We start from the raw sequence: 17,541 nt of genomic DNA, 5'->3' as shown, positions 1-17,541 counted from the left end.
ATTCGGGCGCGGCCTGCCAATACCGCGGCGTTTGCGTCGCGGGCCGGCACATTCCTCGCGCAGCGTCTTACCCTAACAGGGCGCTGTGTTTGTGCGGCTGGCGGCGGGCCGTCTTTTCCAGCGCCGACGCCTTGTCAGTCCATTCGATCGCCTGGCGCGTGCGGTGCCTTACGGGCGCAGGCCGGATCTGTTCGATCAACTCGCGTTCCTTGAGTCTATCGACGCCTGCCTCGCCGCGGCCTGTGACAAACCTCCTACCGCGATACGGGAGAAAGCAGCCAGGCCGGCACGCACATGCTCCGCTGGCGTCGCCTGCATGACCACGCTACCGTGACTCGACCGGCCCATCGGCTGCCGGTTCAAGGTTCATGACGGGAGGGATCCATGCGTACGATGATCGCGGCCGTGCTCGCCGCAGTAACCCTGGCCTTGAGCGGCTGCGGCGGAGGCGGTGGCGGCTCGGACGAGACCGCCCAGGGCTGCACGCCCACGATGGCCGATCCGGATGCTTGCGCGCCCAAGCTGCAGCTGGTGCTCACGGACGCCGCGGGCGCGGAAACCACGCAGGTGTCTCCGGACAGTGCGGGCGTCCTGAGGGCCGTGCTGAAGCATGGCGATGGCGCCCCGATTCCCAACGTCGTGGTCACCTTCACCTCCACTGACAAGGGCGGCGCTTTTGTCCCGGCCTCCGGCACCGCGCTGACCGGGGCTGACGGGGTGGCGCAGGTCGGCTTGCCGGCAGGCCCCCTGGCCGGCGCCTTCACCGTCAGCGCGAGCGCGTCGGTCGAGGGCCGCGCGCTCAGCTCACCCGTCAACTATGCGGTGACCTTCCCGGTGCTCACGTTCTCACCGATCGAGATCAGTCCTTCGCCCTTGTCGGCTGGCGGCAGCGCGAGCGTGAGCGTCACCGTGATGAAGGGCGACGCACCGTATACGACGCCGCTGTCGGTGTCGTTCACTTCGTCCTGCGTGAACGTCGGCAAGGCGACGCTGGATGCACAGGTCACGACCCGCAACGGCGTGGCCACGGCGAGCTACGCCGACATGGCGTGCGCGGCGGTCGACACCATCACCGCTTCGGTCACGCTCGGCGGTGCGACCGTGACGCGCAGTGGCGACCTGACGGTGATGTCGGCCTCGGCAGGATCGATCAAGTTCGTCGGCACCGACACGCCCAACATCGCGCTCAAGGGAACGGGTGGCGTGGGGCGGCAGGAGTTTGCGGTACTGACGTTCCAGGCCTTCGACGACACCGGGCACCCGGCGGTGGGCAAGGGGGTGGATTTTGAGTTCTCCTATCCCTCGCATGCCGAGGACGTTTTCGGCCTCAAGCTGGGGCCCACTCACGCGACGACCGATGCGGACGGCAAGGTCACGACGACGGTGTTTGCCGGGACGATCCCCACCTCGGTTCGCGTGAAGCCTTCGATCAGCGACTCGCCCGACATCACGACCTTGTCCAACTTGCTGGTCGTCTCGACGGGAGTGCCCGATCAGATGCATTTCTCGTTGTCGACGGAGACGGGCAACTGCGAGGGCTGGAACTTCGACCAGCTGTGCAGCCGCGTCAAGGTCGTGATGGGCGATCACTTCGGCAACCCGGTGCCTGACGGTACGGCCGTGAGCTTCACGGCAGAGGGCGGAGTCATCGACCCATCGTGCGTCACGACCACAGGGACCTGCACCGTCGAGCTTCACTCGTCCAATCCCCGGCCCGCGGGGGCTCGGGTGACGGTGTTGGCCTTTGCGCTCGGCGAAGAGGACTTCTTCGATGCCGACGGCGACAACGTCTATGACGCGGCAGGCGACAGCTACACCGAGAAGAGCCCGGACATCTTCCGTGACGACAATGAGAACGCTGCATGGACGGCGGGCGAGCCCTGCGTCGGTCCGAACGCCAGCGGAGATTGCGCGACGCCGGGGAACGGCCAGTACGACGGCGTGCTGGGCATTCCGGACCCCAACAAGCGACAGACCTTGTATGTGTCCAGTCAGCTCGTGCAGATCTTCTCGGCCAGCGAAGCCGACATCCGGTTCAGTCCGGCGCACCTGAGCTGTTCGGGTGACACAGCCGACTTCCAGGTCACGGTGAAAGATGTCAACGGCAATCTGATGCCGGCGGGCACGACCATTTCGTTCACCGCGCTGTTCGGCATCTACTCGGCGCCCGTCGTGCCGAACAACATCGCGGTTCCCAATGTCGTGCTGGCGATGGGTGAGCCCATGTTGATCCCGACCTACACGGCAACGGTCGGATGTGCAGGTGGCAGCGGCACCTTGACCGCCACCGTGACCACGCCCAACAAGGTCGTCACTTACGCCAGCATCCCGATCAACTGAGCGCACGCCAGCAACGCAAAAGGCCCGCTGAGCGGGCCTTTTGAGTTGGGGGACGGCTTCGTCAGCCGTTCGCCGACAGCAACTTCGCCGCCGTCTGCTCCTGCTTCTCCGATGTCTGGATCAGCTTCATCTGGTGCTCGAACTGGCGCGCGGCCGAGATCATGGCGACCATGGTCTCGACGGGGCTGACGTTGGAGCCTTCGAGCACGCCGTCCTGCAGGCGCGCGTTGGGGTCGGCGGCGAGGTCGCCGTTGGCCGAGCGGAACAAGCCGTCGGTGCCGCGCTGCAGCTGGTTGTCGGCTTCGGGCGTGACCATCTTCAGCTTGGCGATGGCCTGGGGCTTGCCGCCTTCGACGGTGGCGCTGACCGTGCCGTCCGGCGCGATCTGCACCTCGGCCCGGGTGGGCACGCTGATCGGGCCGCCGTCGCCCATGACCTGCAGGCCGCCGCGCGTGACGAGCAGGCCTTCGGCGTTCACCTCGAGCGCGCCGGCCCGGGTGTAGGCCTCGGTACCGTCCAGCCCCTGGACGCTGAGCCAGGAGTTGCCCTTCATCGCGACGTCGAGGTTGCGGCCCGTCGGTTGCGCCGCGCCGGCGTCGGACTTGTAGCCCACGGTCGTTTCCAGCGCGTAGACGCGGGTCGAGGCGCCGTCGCCACGCACCGGCACCGCGCGGAAGGCGGCCAGCTCCTCGCGAAAGCCGGTGGTCGAGGCGTTGGCCAGGTTGTGCGCGAGCACGTCCTGGCGCGTCATCGCCGCCTTCGCGCCGGCCATCGAGAGGTAGATCATCCGGTCCATGGCGGTCCTCTAACTCACTGTTATCGCAAGTTCACCAGGGTCTGCATCACCTGGTCCATCGTCTTGATGGTCTGCGCGTTGGCCTGGTAGTTGCGCTGCGCGGTGATCATGTTGACCAGCTCGCCGGTCAGGTCGACGTTGGATTCTTCCAGCGCGCCGGCCTGCAGTGCGCCGAAGGCTCCCGAGGAAGGCGTGCCGAGGATGGGGTCGCCCGACGCGTAGGACGAGCGCCAGCCGTTGCCGCCCAGAGGCTGCAGTCCTTGCGGGTTGCGGAAGTTGGCGAGCTGGACCTGGCCGGCCGGCTTGGTCTGGCCGTTGGTGTAGCGGGCCATCACCACGCCGGAAGAATCGAAGGTGATCCCGGCCAGCGAGCCGGCCGAGTAGCCGTCCTGCTGCAGGTCGGTGACCGCGAAGGTCGCCTTGAACTGGGTCGAGCCGTCGAAGTTCATGGCGATGCCGGGGATGGCCAGGGTCTCCACGCCATTCGCGTCGGTGGTGGCCGGCACGTCCAACGTGCTGGCGCTGGAGGTGAAGGTCGAGCCGCTGCTGTCGAAGGTCAGGGTGGTCACCGGCTGCGGGTCGGCGTCGGTGCCGCCAATCGTCTTGCCGTTGGCCGTGGCGAAAACGTCCCAGGTATCGGTGGCCGTCTTCTGGAAGTAGTAGCTCAGGACGACCGGCGCACCCTTGGTGTCGTAGACCGTCATCTCGGTCGCTTCGGAGTAGGTGGCCTTCTTGTCGAACTCGATGCGCGGCGACTGGGTGGGGATCACGGCGTCGCCGGAGTTCAGGTTCATCTCCAGGTCGATCGAGCTCGTCGCGGCGGGTTCGATGCCGGCGGTCGGCAGCGTCAGCGGCACCGCGGCGCCGGGCTGGATGGTGCCGGTGCCGTCGGCCTGGTAGCCCATCAGCTTGGAGCCGGCGTTGTTGACGATGAAGCCGTTCTGGTCGACCTTGAACTGGCCGTTGCGGCTGTAGCTGATGGCGCCGCTCGTGTCGGTGAGCTGGAAGAAGCCGGCGCCGTTCAGGGCCAGGTCCATCGGGTTCTCGGTGGCGGTGATGCCGCCCTGGGTGAACTGCTGCGCCACCGAGGCCAGCGTCACGCCGATGCCGATCTGGTTCGTTCCCGCGCCGTTCAGGGCGGAGGCGTACATGTCGGCGAACTCGGCGCGCGAGCCCTTGGCACCGAAGGTGTTGGCGTTGGCGATGTTGTTGCCGATCACCTCCAGGCTCTTGGACGTGGTGTTCAAGCCTGAAAGGCCTTGCTGGAAGCTCATGGGTTGCTCCTGGGCGGATTCGCGGGGGTGGAGGTGATGGGGATGGAGTTCAGAGGAAGGCCCAGACGGCGTCGTAGGCCACCCGGTCGCCGTTGGCCAGCTCCAGCGCGAGCGTGTCGCCGAAGGTGCTGACGGCCTTGATGCGCTGGTGCTGCAGGGCCATGCTCTCGACGGCGGTGTTGCCGTTGGTGGCCGTGACCTTGAAGGTCAGGGGCGAGTTCTTGTAGCTGTCGGGCACGGCGTAGCTGAAGTCGTGCCGGCCGGACTCCAGGTTGGTCATGTCGACCGTGCCGATGGTGCTGCCGGCCGCGTTCTGGATCTCGACCTTGACGTTCTGGGCGGCACTGGAAAGCTCGAAGCCGCCATCGCCCGTGCCGTCGGTCACGCGCAGGCTGTTGCCCTCGACCGCGACGTCGCGGCCGATGAGCGCGGCGCTCTGCATCGCCTGCAACTGCACGAACTGGCCGTTCAGGCCGTTGACCGTGGTGTTGAGCTTCTCCAGGCCCGAGACGGTGCTGATCTGCGCCATCTGCGTCGTGACCTGGGCGTTGTCCATCGGGTTCAGCGGGTCCTGGTTCTGCATCTGCGCGACCAGCAGCTTCATGAAGCGGTCCGATTGCTCGGACGCGCTGGTGGCGCTGTTGGAGACCTGGCTGCTGGTGGTGGTGTCGGTGACGCCGCTGACGCTCATGGAGGGGTCCTAGGCTGTGAGGTGAGGGCGATCAGCCCTGGCCGAGCTGCAGCGTCTTCTGCAGCAGGGTCTTGGCGGTGTTCATCACCTCGATGTTGTTCTGGTAGGAACGCGAGGCCGAGATCATGTTGACCATCTCCTCCACCGGGTTGACGTTGCTGAAGGTCACGTAGCCCTCGGCGTCGGCCGCGGGGTGGCCCGGCTGGTGCACGCGGCGGCCGGGCGTCTGGTCTTCGCTGATGGTCGACACGCGCACGCCGGCGCTGCCATCCACCGGGTTGGCGGGGTCGCCGTTGGCCACGCTGCCGGAGGCGCCCATCAGCACGGTCTGGAACACGACCTGGCGCGCCTTGTAGGCCTGGCCGTCCGGGCCCGCCACGCTGTCGGCGTTGGCGAGGTTGGAGGCGACCACGTTCAGGCGCTGGCTCTGTGCCGAGACGGCACTGCCGGAAATATCAAACACCTTGAACATGCTCATTTCAAGCTTCCTTCATCAGCCCTGGCTCGGGCTCTTCATCGCATCCAGCATCTCGCGCACGTGGCCGTTGATGAAGCGCAGGGTGGCCTCGTACTTCACCGAGTTCTCGGCGAAGCTGGCGCGCTCGCGGTCCATGTCGACGCTGTTGCTGTCGAGGTTGGTCTGGCTGGGGGTGGCGTAGCGCAGGGCGGCTTCGGTGGCGGTGGCGCCGCCGGGCAGGGCCATGTGGCCGGCTTTCGTCGTGGCCATCTGCGCGGCGCCCGGGAGCTGGTTCGTCGCGGCCTTGAGCGCGGTCGAGAAATCCAGGTCGCGGGCCTGGTAGCCGGGCGTGTCGGCGTTGGCGATGTTGCTCGCGATCACGCGCTGTCTTTCGGCGCGCAGCGTCAGCGCCTGGGCTTGGAAGTCCAGCGTGCTGGTCAGGCGGTTGACGTTCATGGTGGGCCTTCAGTTCGGTGGCGGCCCGTCCGATAACCAGATGTAAGGCCGCGTTCACCGATTGTGGAAGTCGGCCCTGCCGCCAAAGCGCCGAATAGGGGCCTCCGCCCCCTGCATTTCCCCTCCTTGCCGGGGGACGGCCTGCCTAAAGTCACAGGCCATGAGCTGCCCCTTCGTCCTGACCTCACGCGCCCGTGCGTCCACCCGGTGGACATGGCATGCGGCCCTGCTCGCGCTGCTGGGCGGCGGAGCGGCCTGGGGCCAGCAGGCGCCGGCCGCCGCGTCCGAATCCGACCTTGCCGCCGTCAGCGCCCAGGTGCAGCAGATGGCCCGCGACAGCGCCGGCCGGGCCGGCCTCGGCTCGGCGCGCATCGAGGTCGAGGTGGGCAGCCTGGACCCGCGGCTCAAGCTGGCCCCCTGCCTGCGCATCGAACCTTATCTGCCGCCCGGCCTGCCGGTCTGGGGGCGCACCCGCATCGGCCTGAAGTGCACCCAGGGCGAGAAGCTCTGGAACGTGACGATGCCGGTGACCGTGCATGTCTACGCCCGATCCCTGGTCACCCAATCGGCCCTGCCGGCCGGCACGGTGCTGGCGCCCGAGCATTTCACCGAGGCCGAGGTCGACCTGGCTGCCGCGCCCGGGTTGCCCATTGCGCAGCCGGGGCTGGCCGTGGGCCGCACGCTGGTGCGCACGCTGGCCGCCGGCAGCGCCCTGCGCCAGGCCGATCTCAAGGCCCGCCAGTTCTTCGCCGCGGGCGAGACGGTGCGGGTCGTCGCCGTGGGCAACGGCTGGCAGGTGGTCACCGAGGCCGAGGCGCTCAATCCGGGCGTCGAGGGCCAGGTCGTGCGCTTGCGCACGGAATCCGGCCGCATGCTGCAGGGCCGCCCGGTGGGCGACCGGCAGGTGGAGGTGACGCTGTGAGTCCTCCTTCGGTTCTTGGGACCCTTGCGAAAAATAGTTCTAAAGTTGGGTCGGAAAGCTCCGAAACCCGATCCATGCCGAAAGGATCCTGCCAGGGTCCGGCTTCGGCGAAGGCATCCAGGAGAGCATCATGAAAATCGGTTCGCTTGATCCCAAGAACGCGGTGGCGCCGATGCAGAACGACCGCAAGTCGGCCGGCGCCGACAAGGCGGGCAGCCCGGCCAGCACGGCCGAGCCGAGCGCGACGGTCCAGATCTCGAGCGCCGCCAGCCTCATCAGCAGCGCGGACAGCGACGGCACCTTCGACGCCGAGAAGGTCCAGCGCATGGCGCAGGCCATCCGCGAAGGCAAGTTCGAAGTCGACGCCGACAAGATCGCCGACAAGCTGATCGCCAACACCCAAGAGCTGTTGCGCAAGTACTCGTCGTGAGGCCGGCGGCTCGGCTCCAGGCCGCGCCGGCTTTCCCGCATCTCTTTGCCAGGCCGCCGCCGATGCGCGCGCGGCCGGCTTCCGTTCACCTGGCATCACCCGAGGCACCATGCTGAGCTCGCCCGCCGAACAGAACGCGCTGCGCCTGACCTCCGACCTGGAGGCGGCCCTGGGCGCGGTGGAATCGCGCCTGGCCGAGCTGGCCGATGCCCTGAAGCGCCATGACGCCGACGCCACCGAAGCGGCTTCCACGGCGCTGCACCGCTCGCTGATCCTGGCCGTGGACCGCTCGACCCAGGCGGCCCGCAACGGCGGCATGCCCCCGGCCCTGCGCCGCCGCCTCGCCATGGCCGGCGGCCAGGTCGCCGCCCTGCGCGAGGCCATCGCCCGGGCCACGGTCTCGCTCGACAAGTCCATAGAGATCCTGCTGCCTGAAGCCGCCGCTGCGACGCCGTCGCCGGTCTACGGTGCCCAGGGCAACCCGTGGCGCGCGGCCTCCAGTGGGGTGGCCGAAGCCTGACCGGCTGTTCCTCCTGACTCGAACGGCTCGCCTCGGCGGGCCGTTTTGCTTCCGCGGGTGGGTGCTTCGGAATTCCCGCCAGGGCATCGCCTCTGCACAGCCGTGGACCCGCAACCGCCTCAACCATCCCAGCGGATGCCCCTCAAGCTGCGGAATCCCCATGCCCGAGCCGATCGCCCCGCCGCCCTCATTCCCTGCGATCCGTCCTGCGACGGCCCGACCGGCCGAGGGCTCCGCCGCGGCCGCGAGCAGCGGCCGGCCCGCTCCATCCCCGCTCGCTGCACCTGAGGGGCTCTCCCGGCGGCCACCCATTGCGGACCCGCGCAGCGAAGGCTCTCATCGCCAACCCCGGGCCGCGCAGATCCTGTCTGACCGGAACTGGGGCGGGGAGGTGTCCGATGTCCTGAAGGGCTATCTGAAGGCGCGGACCAATCAGGCCGGGGCGTTCCTGACGCACTTCTCGGAAAGCCACTACGCCAGGTGGACCGGAGCCTGCCTGGGCCAGACCTTCCTCTGGATGAGGCTGAACGCCGCCAATCCGGGGGCCGCCGCGACCGACCGGCTGGATGCGCTCGCTTCCTTCGAAGGGGCGACGCATGCCACCATCCACCAGCGGGCGTACGCCGACAACCGCTCGGAGGGCTACACCGTCTCCAGGATGTTCGGCATCGACAGCTGGAGCGCCAAGCCCGGCACGCACGACGCCGTCTACAACCGCCCGATGAACGAGCTCCACCGCATCGGGGCCCACGTCCATTCGCACACCGGCCTGACCCTGGAGCAATTGCCGCAGGCGTTGCGTGACGTCGACGGCTACGCCACCGTCGAGCTGGACCTGCCCCGCGGCGAACGCCACGCCTGGGGCCTGCACAAGACGAGCGAGGCGGAGGTCACGATCTTCGACTCCAACTACGGCGAATTCCGCGTGCCCGCCGGTGAGCTGCCCGACTTCCTGCGCCACATCAACCAACAGATTGGCGCGGATCTCGCCGGGCCCGTGGTCCGCGTCTGCGTTCGACCCTGCGTGGTGGATGCCCGCTACGAGGACACCCCGGCGGCCGATCTCTGTGGCTGGCTGGCGACTTCGGCGCCGGGTTCGCAGCAGGCGCCGGCCGTCCCCGAGGCTGTCATGGACGAGGCGCACCCGTCCGACCTCGATGCCGCCGCCCCCCTGCTCAGACGACGCCCCACGGCAGGAAGCCCCTGATTCGCCCCGCTTATCGGAGCCTAGCGACCCTCAAGTCCAACGGATCATCCTCGGCAAGACCCTTCGGGGCACGTCACACCGCGGGAGCCCGCCACATGATCCGCTCGCTCTGGATTTCGAAGACCGGAATGGAGGCCCAGCAGACCCAGCTGGACCACATCTCCAACAACCTCGCCAACGTCGCCACCAGCGGCTACAAGCGCGCTCACGCGCAGTTCGAGGACCTGATCTACCAGAACCTGCGCCAGTCGGGCGCGGCGAGCTCCGAGCAGACGCAGCTGCCGACCGGCCTGCAGGTCGGCCTGGGCACCCGCGCCGTGGCCACCGCCCGCAATTTCACGCAGGGCAACCTGCAGCAAAGCGGCGGCAACCTCGATGTCGCGATCAAGGGCAACGGCTTCTTCCAGATCCAGCTGCCCGACGGCGGCACGGCCTACACCCGCGACGGCTCCTTCCAGCTCGATTCGCAGGGCCAGCTCGTCACCAACAACGGCTACCTCGTTCAGCCCGGCATCACCATCCCGGCCCAGGCCCAGAGCGTGACCATCGCCGCCGACGGCACGGTCACCGTCGCGCTGCCCGGCCAGGCCACGCCGCAGTCGGTGGGCCAGCTGCAGCTCGCGAGCTTTGTCAATCCGGCCGGCCTGGAGCCGCGCGGCAGCAACCTCTTCGGCGAGACGGCCTCGTCCGGCACGCCCGCCAGCGCCTCGCCCGGCCAGTCCGGCCTGGGCAGCCTGCAGCAGGGCTTTCTCGAGACGAGCAACGTCAACGTGGTCGAAGAGCTGGTCTCGATGATCCAGACCCAGCGCGCCTACGAGCTCAACTCCAAGGCCATCTCGACCTCCGACCAGATGCTGCAGCGCCTGGCGCAGCTGTGAGGCGTGCCATGAACACCTTGCTCCGCGCCCTCGCCACGGCCCTTCCGCTGCTCTCGCTGGCGGCCTGCCAGTCCGTCCTGCCCACCGAGGCCAAGGTCGACTTCCAGACCGCCACCGCCCCCGAGATGCCGGCCTCCGGCCCGCCGCCCATGCCGGCGCAGACCTTCGTCGCCCAGGCCGCGATGCCGCAGGCGCCCCTCACCGGCTCGATCTACCAGGCCGCGGCCTACCGGCCCCTGTTCGAGGACCATCGGGCGCGGCTGGTCGGCGACACGCTCACCATCCAGATCGTCGAGAAGATCTCGGCCAGCCAGAGCGCGAACTCCACCGTCGACAAGACCGGCGAGATCTCCGGCAGCGTCACGGCCCTGCCCGGCGTGAAGACCTCCTGGCTGGGCGGCGCCAAGGTCGGCGCGTCCAGCAGCAACACCTTCGAAGGCAAGGGCGCGACGACCAGCAGCAATGACTTCACCGGCACCATCACCGCCACCGTGGTCGGCGTGCTGCCCAACGGCCATCTCGTCGTCGCCGGCGAGAAGCAGATCGGCGTCAACCAGCACGTGGACGTGCTGCGCTTCACCGGCCAGGTCGACCCGCGTGCCATCCAGCCCGGCAACTCCATCCCGAGTGCCCAGGTCGCCAATGTGCGGGTCGAAAAACGCGGCCGCGGCGCCATGGCCGACGCCCAGGGAATTGGCTGGTTGGCGCGGTTCTTCTTGAACCTTCTGCCGGTGTGAATTTGCACAGAATCGTTGGCAAGAGCCCTCAAGGAACGCCGGCTCGCTGCCGAGTTCCTTGACCCCTTGGGGGGCGGGATCGTCGAAGACGAACCCAGGGGGCACCAACCGGTTGCCGACATGAACACCCCCACCGACCGACTCCTGCGCGCAGCGATGGCACTGACCGCCCTGGTGGCCAGCGCGGCCCTGTGGTGGCCCTGGCCGGCGCAAGCGGCGCAGCGCATCAAGGAAGTCGCGACCGTGCAGGGCGTGCGGCCCAACCAGCTGATCGGCTACGGCCTCGTGGTCGGCCTGGACGGCACCGGCGACCAGACCCAGCAGACGCCATTCACGCAGCAGGGCATCACGTCGATGCTGCAGCAGATGGGCATCACCGTGCCGCCCGGCACCTCGATGCAGCTGAAGAACATCGCGGCGGTGCTGGTCACCACTTCGCTGCCCGCGTTTGCGCAGCCGGGCCAGCAGATCGACGTCAGCGTGAGTTCCATCGGCAATGCCAAGAGCCTGCGCGGCGGCACGCTGGTGGCTACGCCGCTCAAGGGCGCCGACGGCCAGGTCTATGCCGTGGCCCAGGGCAACCTCATCGTGGGCGGAGCCGGTGCTTCGGCCAACGGCTCCAAGGTGCAGATCAACCACCTGTCCGGTGGCCGCGTGCCGCAGGGCGCGACCGTCGAGCGTGCCGTCCCCACGCCGCTCAACCAGGGCGACTCGATCCAGCTCGACCTGAATTCGGCCGACTTCGCCACCGCCCGCTCGGTGGCCCAGGCCATCAATGCCGTCAAGGGCGCCGGTACGGCGCAGGCGGTGGATGGCCGCGTCGTGCGCGTGAAGGCGCCGATGGACAGCGACTCACGCATTTCGTTCCTGGCCGACATCGAGAACCTGCCGCTCGACCTGGCCAAGCCCGCGGCCAAGATCGTGCTCAACCCGCGCACCGGCTCCATCGTGTTGAACCAGTCCGTCACGCTCGCGCCCTGCGCGGTGGCGCACGGCAGCCTGTCGGTCACCATCAGTACTTCGCCCGTCATCAGCCAGCCCGGCGCCTTGTCGTCCGGCGAGACGGTGGCCAAGGAGAAGTCCGACATCTCCATCACCCAACAGGGCGGCTCCATCATCGCGCTGCCGGCCGGCGCGCAGCTGGCCGACGTGGTCAAGGCCCTGAACTCGCTCGGCGCGACGCCGCAGGACCTGCTCGCCATCCTGCAGGCCATGAAGTCGGCCGGCGCGCTGCAAGCCGAGCTGGAAGTCATCTGAAATGAGCGTCGGCAATCCCGCGTCACTCGCCCGCACCGGCTACGGTGACGCGCGCGGCCTGGAGTCGCTGAAGACCTCCGCGGCGAAGGATCCGAAGGCCGCGGTGCGCGAGGCCGCGAAGCAGTTCGAGTCGATGTTCATGCAGCAGCTGCTCAAGACCATGCGCGAGTCGACGCAGTCGTCGGGCATGCTGGACAACGAGGCCACCAAGCTGGGCTCGGAGATGCTGGACACCCAATGGGCCGGCAAGCTCTCGGGCCAGCCGGGCGGGCTGTCCGACGTCATCGCGCGCCAGCTCGAGCGGCAGATGGGCATGAACCCCGGCCCGATCCCGAAGAACGAGAGCGCCAACCGCACGCCCATCAATCCGTTCAAGCCGAATGCGGAAGTCAAGCTGCCGCAGCAGGCCGCCGCCGGCTTCGTGCAACAGCACCAGACCGCCGCGGCCCGTGCCGAGCAGGCGACCGGCATCCCGGCCTCCTTCATGATCGCCCAGGCCGCGCACGAGACGGGCTGGGGCCGCAAGGAGATCCGCCACGAAGACGGCACGCCGGCCCACAACCTGTTCGGCATCAAGGCCGGCAGCAACTGGAACGGGCCGACCGCCGACGTGGTGACCACCGAGTACGTCAACGGCCAGCCGCGCAAGATGGTGCAGAAGTTCCGCGCCTACTCGAGCTACGCCGAGAGCTTTGCCGACTATGCGCAGCTGATGAAGACCAACCCCCGCTACGAGCAGGTGGTGGCCGCGCGCAACAACGCCCACGGCTTCGCCCAGGGCCTGCAGCGCGCGGGTTATGCCACCGACCCGGCCTACGCCGAGAAGCTGTCCAAGGTCATCAACACCACGCTGCGCCTGCAACGCAGCACCACCGCCTGACGGCGCACGCCTGCTGACGGGAGCCACGCATGCCCAGTTCCACCCTTATGTCGATCGGGATGCGGGCGATGTTCGCCAACACGGCGCAGCTCAACGTCACCGGCCACAACATCGCCAACTCCAGCGTCGAGGGCTACTCGCGGCAGGAGGCCGAGCTGGCCACGGCCAACGGCCAGTTCACCGGCGCGGGCTTCTTCGGCAAGGGCGTCAACGTCGTCAACGTCAAGCGGGCGCACGACCAGTTCCTCACCATGCAGGCCGCGGCCGCCAAGGCCATGGCCTCGGCGGATGACGCCCGCCACACCCAGCTCACGCAGCTCGAGGACCTGTTCCCCACCGGCGAGCAGGGGCTGGGCTATGCGATGGGCGACTTCTTCTCCTCCATGGTCGACCTGGCCAACGCGCCGGCCGACAACGCGGCGCGCCAGGCGGTGCTGGCCCGCGCCTCCGACGTGGCCGATCGCTTCTCCAACACCGCGGCACGGCTGGACATCCTGCAGGCCGGCGTGAGCAGCGACATGAAGACCTCGGCCGCCACGGTCACCGCGCTGGCCGCCCGCGTGGCCGACATCAATGCCCAGATCTCGGCCAATCGCGGTTCGACGCAGCAGCCCAACGACCTGCTCGACCAGCGCGACCAGCTCATCGCCAAGATCAGCGAGTACGTCAACGTGACCACCATCCCCGCGTCCGACGGCACCATGGGGGTCTTCGTGGCCGGGGGCCACCGCCTGGTGCTCGGCGCCGAGTCCGCCACGCTGACGGTGCAGACCGATGACCTGGACCCTTCGCGCGTGTCGCTCGCCATTTCTTCCGACGACCAGTCCCTGGCGCTGGGCGACGAGCTGATCACCGGCGGCTCGATGGCCGGGCTGCTGAAGTTCCAGAACGAGGACCTGGTCGATGCGCGCAACCGCGTGGGCCAGATGGCCGTGGCCTTCGCCGCCGAGGTCAATCATGCTCAATCGCTGGGCGTCGACCTGAACGGCAACACCGGCAGCCCGCTGTTCACCATCGGGGCGCCGCAGGCCCTTGCGGCCGCGAGCAACGCGCGCGATGCCAACGGCGAGCTGATCTCCGACGTGACGCTGGACGTGTCCGACGCCAGCCTGCTGCAGGCCAGCGACTACTCGCTGCAGGCGGACCCGAACAACGCCGGCCAGTACAAGCTCGTGCGACTGTCAGACGGCGTGACCCGCAGCGTCGCCGACGGCGACTCGGTGGACGGCTTCACCATCCACATCGGCACGCCCGCGCCCGCGGCCAGCGACCGCTTCCTCCTGCAGCCGGTGGGCCGCGCGGCGGCCGGCATGGCCCGCGCCGTCGACGACCCGAACGGCATCGCCGCCGCGCAACCGGTGCAGGCCGCCATGGGCGTCGACAACACCGGCACCGCCTCGGTCGAGAAGCTGTTGATGACCGACGGCAGCGTCGACCCCAACCTCACCGCCACCATCACCTTCAGCAACGACACCGGCAGCTACACCTGGGAGCTTAGGGACCGCAACACCGGCGCGCTCAACAGCAGCGGCACCGGGACCTGGACGGCGGGCGAGCCCATCGAGATGAACGGCTTCGCGCTTTCGCTCAACGGCGTGCCGGCCACCGGCGACAGCGTCACCGTCGACAAGACGCTCTACCCGGCCACCAACAACGGCAATGCACTCGCCCAGGCCGGCCTGGCCGACGAACGATTCGTCGGCCGCACGCTGGACGCGAGCGGCAATTACATCGAAGGCTCCAAGGTCACCGACGCCTATGCGGACACCATGGCCGACGTCGGCGTGCGCGTGCAGAGCGCCAGCGTCTCGGCCGACATCTCCGCCGCCGCGTCGACGCAGGCCCAGGAAGCAGTGGCCTCCAAGACCGGGGTGAACCTCGACGAGGAGGCGGCCCGCCTCATCCAGTACCAGCAGGGCTACCAGGCCGCCGCCAAGGTGCTGCAGGTGGCCCAGTCGGTGTTCGACACCATGCTGCAGATCGGCAGCTGAACATGAGGCCCCCACGCTCCCTGCCGGTCGCTGCCCCCCGAGGGGGCTTTTGCAGCGGACCGGCAAAGCCGGATCCGCGCAAATCCCTTGGTTCGGTTGATGGCGTGTCATCCGGGACGCGTTGGACTCACTGAGACGAAATACCACGATGCGTACCTCCTCCTATCTCAACTACGCCGCCTCCATCAACAACCTGCAGACCCGGCAGAACGAGCTGACCGACGCGCAGCAGCGTCTGACGAGCGGCCTGCGCGTGCTGCGCGCGAGTGATGACCCGACCGCCGCGGCGCGCGCCGAGCGGGCGCGGGCGCTGATCCAGCGCTCGGAGTCCACCCAGCGTGCGGTCGACGCGAGCCGCACCTCGATGACACTGACCGAATCGGCACTGGCCGATGGGGGAGAGCTGATCCAGCAGGCCCGCGAACTGGTCGTGGCGGCCGGCAATGCCAGCTACAGCGATGCCGAGCGCGCCGACGTGGCCAACCAGATCGCGGCCATCCGCAAGCAGCTGATGAGCGTGGCCAATCGCAGCGATGGCTCGGGCGGCTACGTCTTCTCCGGACAGGGGGCCGGGCGCCCGCCGTTCCTGGAGCGCCCGGGCGGCGTCGACTATGTCGGCACGGGGGGTGCGGTGCGCGTCGCATCGGAAGAGCCTCTGCCCTTGACGCTGGACGGCGGCGAGGTGTGGCTGTCATCGCCCAGCGGCAACGGCATCTTCGAGACGCGCAACGTCGACAGCACCAACGCCTGGATCGATGCGGGCCGCGTCACCGCGCCCGACAAGATCACCGGCGCGAGCTACACCATCAGCTTCAGCAACAGCGGCGGCTCGACGACCTACTCGATCACCCGCTCCGATGGCGTGGACACCGGCATCGCCAACCAGCCGTTTGTGTCGGGCCAGGCGATCGAGGTCGACGGCATGGCCGTGAACATCACCGGCACGCCCGCCGACGGCGACGACTTCGAGCTGGCCCCGGCCAGCGACGACCTCAGCGTCTTCGACGCGCTGGACCGGGTGGTGAGCGAGCTCAAGACCCCGCTGCGCACAGGGGCCCAGGTGACCCAGACGGTGCAGAATGGCCTGCGCGACCTCGATGGCGCCGCGGACCACCTGCAGTCGGCCCGCGCCATGACCGGCGAAGTCCTCAACCGCATTGACGCTGTCGACGGCCGGCTGGATGATCTCAAGCTGTTCGGCGAGTCGACCCGCTCCGATGCCGAGGACCTCGACATGGTCCAGGCGATCTCGGATTTCCAGAACCAGCAGACCGGCTACCAGGCCGCGTTGCAGACCTACTCGACGATGCAGCGCATGTCGCTGTTCGACTACATCAAGACCTGAGAAAAGCACCGCCCATGAGCAATGCCCCCGGCACGCATCCCATCCTCGAGCACCTCGTCCTCGGCTGCGGGGCGATGTTCGATGCCAAGCGCCAGCCGATGGCGGTGCGGCTGACGGTGCATCCGGCCAGCGAGGCCACGCCGGTCGACCCCCACGGGCTGATGGCGGCGCTGCAGGAGGCCTGGCCTTCCGAGTCGGGCCCGATGTCGCTGAACCTCACCAGCGAAGGCTGGCTCGCGGCGCTGATGGACATCAAGACGCCGCCTCACCTGATGGTCGAGGTGCCCGCCTTCCTCGCCGGCGAGCCCGCCTGGGGCGAACGCATCCGCCAACGTGCCGGCGAAGGCCTGGCGATGGTGCTCAAGGGCCGTCCGCTGGCGCCGTTGCCGTCCGACCTGATGACCTGCTTCAAGCTCGCCATCGTCGACCGCGCCGACGACCGCCGCCTTACCAACGCGCCGCCCCCGGCCGGCACCGCACGCGTCCTGCCCTTCGTGCAGTCCGGCAATGCCACCCCGGCCGAGGCGGGTGAAAGCTTCAAGCGTGGCGCGCAGGCCGTGCTGGGCTGGCCGCTCGGCGAGGCGCCGGACGGCAGCAAGCCGAAGAAGGGCGTCCCGGGCAGCGTGCAGGTCGTGATGGACCTGATCCAGCGCGTCGATCGCGAAGAGCCCGCGGCGAAGCTGGAGGCGGTGCTGCGCAGCGACCCGTCGCTGGCCTTCCGGCTCATGCGCTACATCAACTCGCCGGGCTTCGGCCTGTCGGTGGAGATCAACTCCTTCTCGCACGCGCTGATGATGCTGGGCTACGGTCGGCTCAAGCGCTGGCTGGCGCTGCTGATGACCAGTGCCATCGACGATCCGGACCTCAAGCCGATGATGTTCCTCGCCGTGCGCCGGGGCGTGCTGATGGAAGAGCTGGCCCGCCAGCACGGCGATGAGACGACCCGCAACGAGGTCTTCCTGTGCGGCGTGTTCTCGCTGCTGGACCGGATGCTGGGACAGACCTTCGGCCAGCTGCTGGGCACGCTGCCGGTGCCCGAGCGGGTGCAGCAGGCGCTGGTCGATGGCGAAGGCCCGTACCAGCCCTACCTCGACCTGGCCATGGCGGTGGAGATGGAGTCGCCCATAGACATCCGGGAATGCAGCAGCGCCATGCTCATGTCCTCGGGCGAGGTGAACCGCGCGGCGCTGAAGGCCATGGGCATCGCCCGGCAGTTGAGGAACGAGTAGCCCTTCGGATCCGCGCACGCGCCTGGAGGCCCGCCGCGGGGCGGGACCGGTCAGGAGTGCCAATTCGTGCGCGGCGCGGTCGGTCCGGGCGCAAAAGACGGCCCTTAAACTCGGCCGGTTGTACCCTCGCT

17 protein-coding genes are annotated in these 17,541 nt (G+C 68.6%); 12 read left to right on the top strand and 5 right to left on the bottom strand.

The features are described 5' to 3' along the window. Positions 1–384 precede the first annotated feature (384 nt). On the top strand, positions 385–2,340 hold the full coding sequence (locus tag ACS5PM_RS24865) for a hypothetical protein (protein ID WP_439390459.1): 1,956 nt from the start codon (positions 385–387) through the stop codon (positions 2,338–2,340). A gap of 61 nt (positions 2,341–2,401) precedes the next feature. Here ACS5PM_RS24865 and flgF read toward each other — a convergent pair whose 3' ends face one another. Genes flgF through flgB form a run of 5 tightly spaced genes read right to left on the bottom strand, consistent with a single transcriptional unit; the run spans position 2,402 to position 6,014 of the window. Beyond that, entirely contained in the window at positions 2,402–3,136 is a 735-nt protein-coding gene (flgF, locus tag ACS5PM_RS24860) for a flagellar basal-body rod protein FlgF (protein ID WP_439390457.1), read from the bottom strand. Between the two features lie 20 nt (positions 3,137–3,156). After that, positions 3,157–4,410, bottom strand: coding sequence for a flagellar hook protein FlgE (gene flgE / locus ACS5PM_RS24855; protein ID WP_439390456.1), 1,254 nt, complete (start codon positions 4,408–4,410; stop codon positions 3,157–3,159). Between the two features lie 49 nt (positions 4,411–4,459). Continuing rightward, positions 4,460–5,101 (bottom strand): flagellar hook assembly protein FlgD, encoded by a 642-nt coding sequence (locus ACS5PM_RS24850; RefSeq protein WP_439390455.1) that lies wholly within the window; start codon positions 5,099–5,101, stop codon positions 4,460–4,462. Positions 5,102–5,132: 31 nt separating this feature from the next. Further along, positions 5,133–5,579 (bottom strand): flagellar basal body rod protein FlgC, encoded by a 447-nt coding sequence (gene flgC / locus ACS5PM_RS24845; protein ID WP_439390453.1) that lies wholly within the window; start codon positions 5,577–5,579, stop codon positions 5,133–5,135. 15 nt (positions 5,580–5,594) lie between these two features. Then, positions 5,595–6,014, bottom strand: a complete 420-nt coding sequence (flgB, locus tag ACS5PM_RS24840) for a flagellar basal body rod protein FlgB (RefSeq protein ID WP_439390452.1) — start codon at positions 6,012–6,014, stop codon at positions 5,595–5,597. A 160-nt stretch (positions 6,015–6,174) separates the two neighbouring features. On the opposite strand from flgB, the gene flgA reads away from it, so the two are divergent. The 11 genes from flgA (at position 6,175) to ACS5PM_RS24785 (ending at position 17,410) form a co-directional block, all read left to right on the top strand. Further along, positions 6,175–6,936: a flagellar basal body P-ring formation chaperone FlgA gene (gene flgA, locus ACS5PM_RS24835; protein ID WP_439390451.1), complete on the top strand. Its 762-nt coding sequence runs from the start codon at positions 6,175–6,177 to the stop codon at positions 6,934–6,936. Positions 6,937–7,066: 130 nt separating this feature from the next. After that, positions 7,067–7,366 (top strand): flagellar biosynthesis anti-sigma factor FlgM, encoded by a 300-nt coding sequence (flgM, locus tag ACS5PM_RS24830; RefSeq protein WP_439390450.1) that lies wholly within the window; start codon positions 7,067–7,069, stop codon positions 7,364–7,366. 109 nt (positions 7,367–7,475) lie between these two features. Beyond that, the gene (locus tag ACS5PM_RS24825) at positions 7,476–7,886 is read left to right on the top strand and encodes a hypothetical protein (protein WP_439390449.1); all 411 of its coding nucleotides are present in this window, start codon (positions 7,476–7,478) and stop codon (positions 7,884–7,886) included. Between the two features lie 391 nt (positions 7,887–8,277). Continuing rightward, entirely contained in the window at positions 8,278–9,093 is an 816-nt protein-coding gene (locus tag ACS5PM_RS24820) for a YopT-type cysteine protease domain-containing protein (RefSeq protein ID WP_439390448.1), read from the top strand. 95 nt (positions 9,094–9,188) lie between these two features. Beyond that, entirely contained in the window at positions 9,189–9,971 is a 783-nt protein-coding gene (flgG, locus tag ACS5PM_RS24815; protein ID WP_439390447.1) for a flagellar basal-body rod protein FlgG, read from the top strand. Positions 9,972–9,979: 8 nt separating this feature from the next. Beyond that, positions 9,980–10,708 carry a flagellar basal body L-ring protein FlgH gene (locus ACS5PM_RS24810; protein ID WP_439390446.1) on the top strand — a complete coding sequence of 243 codons (729 nt, stop codon included), beginning with the start codon at positions 9,980–9,982 and terminating at the stop codon, positions 10,706–10,708. Between the two features lie 120 nt (positions 10,709–10,828). Then, positions 10,829–11,965: a flagellar basal body P-ring protein FlgI gene (locus tag ACS5PM_RS24805; protein ID WP_439390445.1), complete on the top strand. Its 1,137-nt coding sequence runs from the start codon at positions 10,829–10,831 to the stop codon at positions 11,963–11,965. 1 nt (position 11,966) lies between these two features. Beyond that, on the top strand, positions 11,967–12,845 hold the full coding sequence (gene flgJ / locus ACS5PM_RS24800) for a flagellar assembly peptidoglycan hydrolase FlgJ (protein WP_439390443.1): 879 nt from the start codon (positions 11,967–11,969) through the stop codon (positions 12,843–12,845). 29 nt (positions 12,846–12,874) lie between these two features. After that, positions 12,875–14,836, top strand: coding sequence for a flagellar hook-associated protein FlgK (gene flgK / locus ACS5PM_RS24795; protein WP_439390441.1), 1,962 nt, complete (start codon positions 12,875–12,877; stop codon positions 14,834–14,836). 148 nt (positions 14,837–14,984) lie between these two features. Then, the gene (flgL, locus tag ACS5PM_RS24790; RefSeq protein WP_439390440.1) at positions 14,985–16,181 is read left to right on the top strand and encodes a flagellar hook-associated protein FlgL; all 1,197 of its coding nucleotides are present in this window, start codon (positions 14,985–14,987) and stop codon (positions 16,179–16,181) included. Between the two features lie 14 nt (positions 16,182–16,195). Beyond that, positions 16,196–17,410, top strand: coding sequence for an EAL and HDOD domain-containing protein (locus ACS5PM_RS24785; RefSeq protein ID WP_439390438.1), 1,215 nt, complete (start codon positions 16,196–16,198; stop codon positions 17,408–17,410). The last annotated feature ends 131 nt before the right edge of the window (positions 17,411–17,541 follow it).

The organism is Ideonella flava (assembly GCF_051857595.1).
In the GTDB taxonomy this organism is placed as follows: Bacteria; Pseudomonadota; Gammaproteobacteria; order Burkholderiales; family Burkholderiaceae_C; genus Ideonella.
This window is presented reverse-complemented; position numbering and strand designations above follow the sequence as displayed.

What these genes read in the sequence shown, in the direction of transcription:
- ACS5PM_RS24865 (WP_439390459.1), top strand. Translation starts at nt 385, where the DNA reads ATGCGTACGATGATCGCGGCCGTGCTCGCCGCAGTAACCCTGGCCTTG.
- flgF (WP_439390457.1), bottom strand. Translation starts at nt 3,136, where the DNA reads ATGGACCGGATGATCTACCTCTCGATGGCCGGCGCGAAGGCGGCGATG.
- flgE (WP_439390456.1), bottom strand. Translation starts at nt 4,410, where the DNA reads ATGAGCTTCCAGCAAGGCCTTTCAGGCTTGAACACCACGTCCAAGAGC.
- ACS5PM_RS24850 (WP_439390455.1), bottom strand. Translation starts at nt 5,101, where the DNA reads ATGAGCGTCAGCGGCGTCACCGACACCACCACCAGCAGCCAGGTCTCC.
- flgC (WP_439390453.1), bottom strand. Translation starts at nt 5,579, where the DNA reads ATGAGCATGTTCAAGGTGTTTGATATTTCCGGCAGTGCCGTCTCGGCA.
- flgB (WP_439390452.1), bottom strand. Translation starts at nt 6,014, where the DNA reads ATGAACGTCAACCGCCTGACCAGCACGCTGGACTTCCAAGCCCAGGCG.
- flgA (WP_439390451.1), top strand. Translation starts at nt 6,175, where the DNA reads ATGAGCTGCCCCTTCGTCCTGACCTCACGCGCCCGTGCGTCCACCCGG.
- flgM (WP_439390450.1), top strand. Translation starts at nt 7,067, where the DNA reads ATGAAAATCGGTTCGCTTGATCCCAAGAACGCGGTGGCGCCGATGCAG.
- ACS5PM_RS24825 (WP_439390449.1), top strand. Translation starts at nt 7,476, where the DNA reads ATGCTGAGCTCGCCCGCCGAACAGAACGCGCTGCGCCTGACCTCCGAC.
- flgG (WP_439390447.1), top strand. Translation starts at nt 9,189, where the DNA reads ATGATCCGCTCGCTCTGGATTTCGAAGACCGGAATGGAGGCCCAGCAG.
- ACS5PM_RS24810 (WP_439390446.1), top strand. Translation starts at nt 9,980, where the DNA reads ATGAACACCTTGCTCCGCGCCCTCGCCACGGCCCTTCCGCTGCTCTCG.
- ACS5PM_RS24805 (WP_439390445.1), top strand. Translation starts at nt 10,829, where the DNA reads ATGAACACCCCCACCGACCGACTCCTGCGCGCAGCGATGGCACTGACC.
- flgJ (WP_439390443.1), top strand. Translation starts at nt 11,967, where the DNA reads ATGAGCGTCGGCAATCCCGCGTCACTCGCCCGCACCGGCTACGGTGAC.
- flgK (WP_439390441.1), top strand. Translation starts at nt 12,875, where the DNA reads ATGCCCAGTTCCACCCTTATGTCGATCGGGATGCGGGCGATGTTCGCC.
- flgL (WP_439390440.1), top strand. Translation starts at nt 14,985, where the DNA reads ATGCGTACCTCCTCCTATCTCAACTACGCCGCCTCCATCAACAACCTG.
- ACS5PM_RS24785 (WP_439390438.1), top strand. Translation starts at nt 16,196, where the DNA reads ATGAGCAATGCCCCCGGCACGCATCCCATCCTCGAGCACCTCGTCCTC.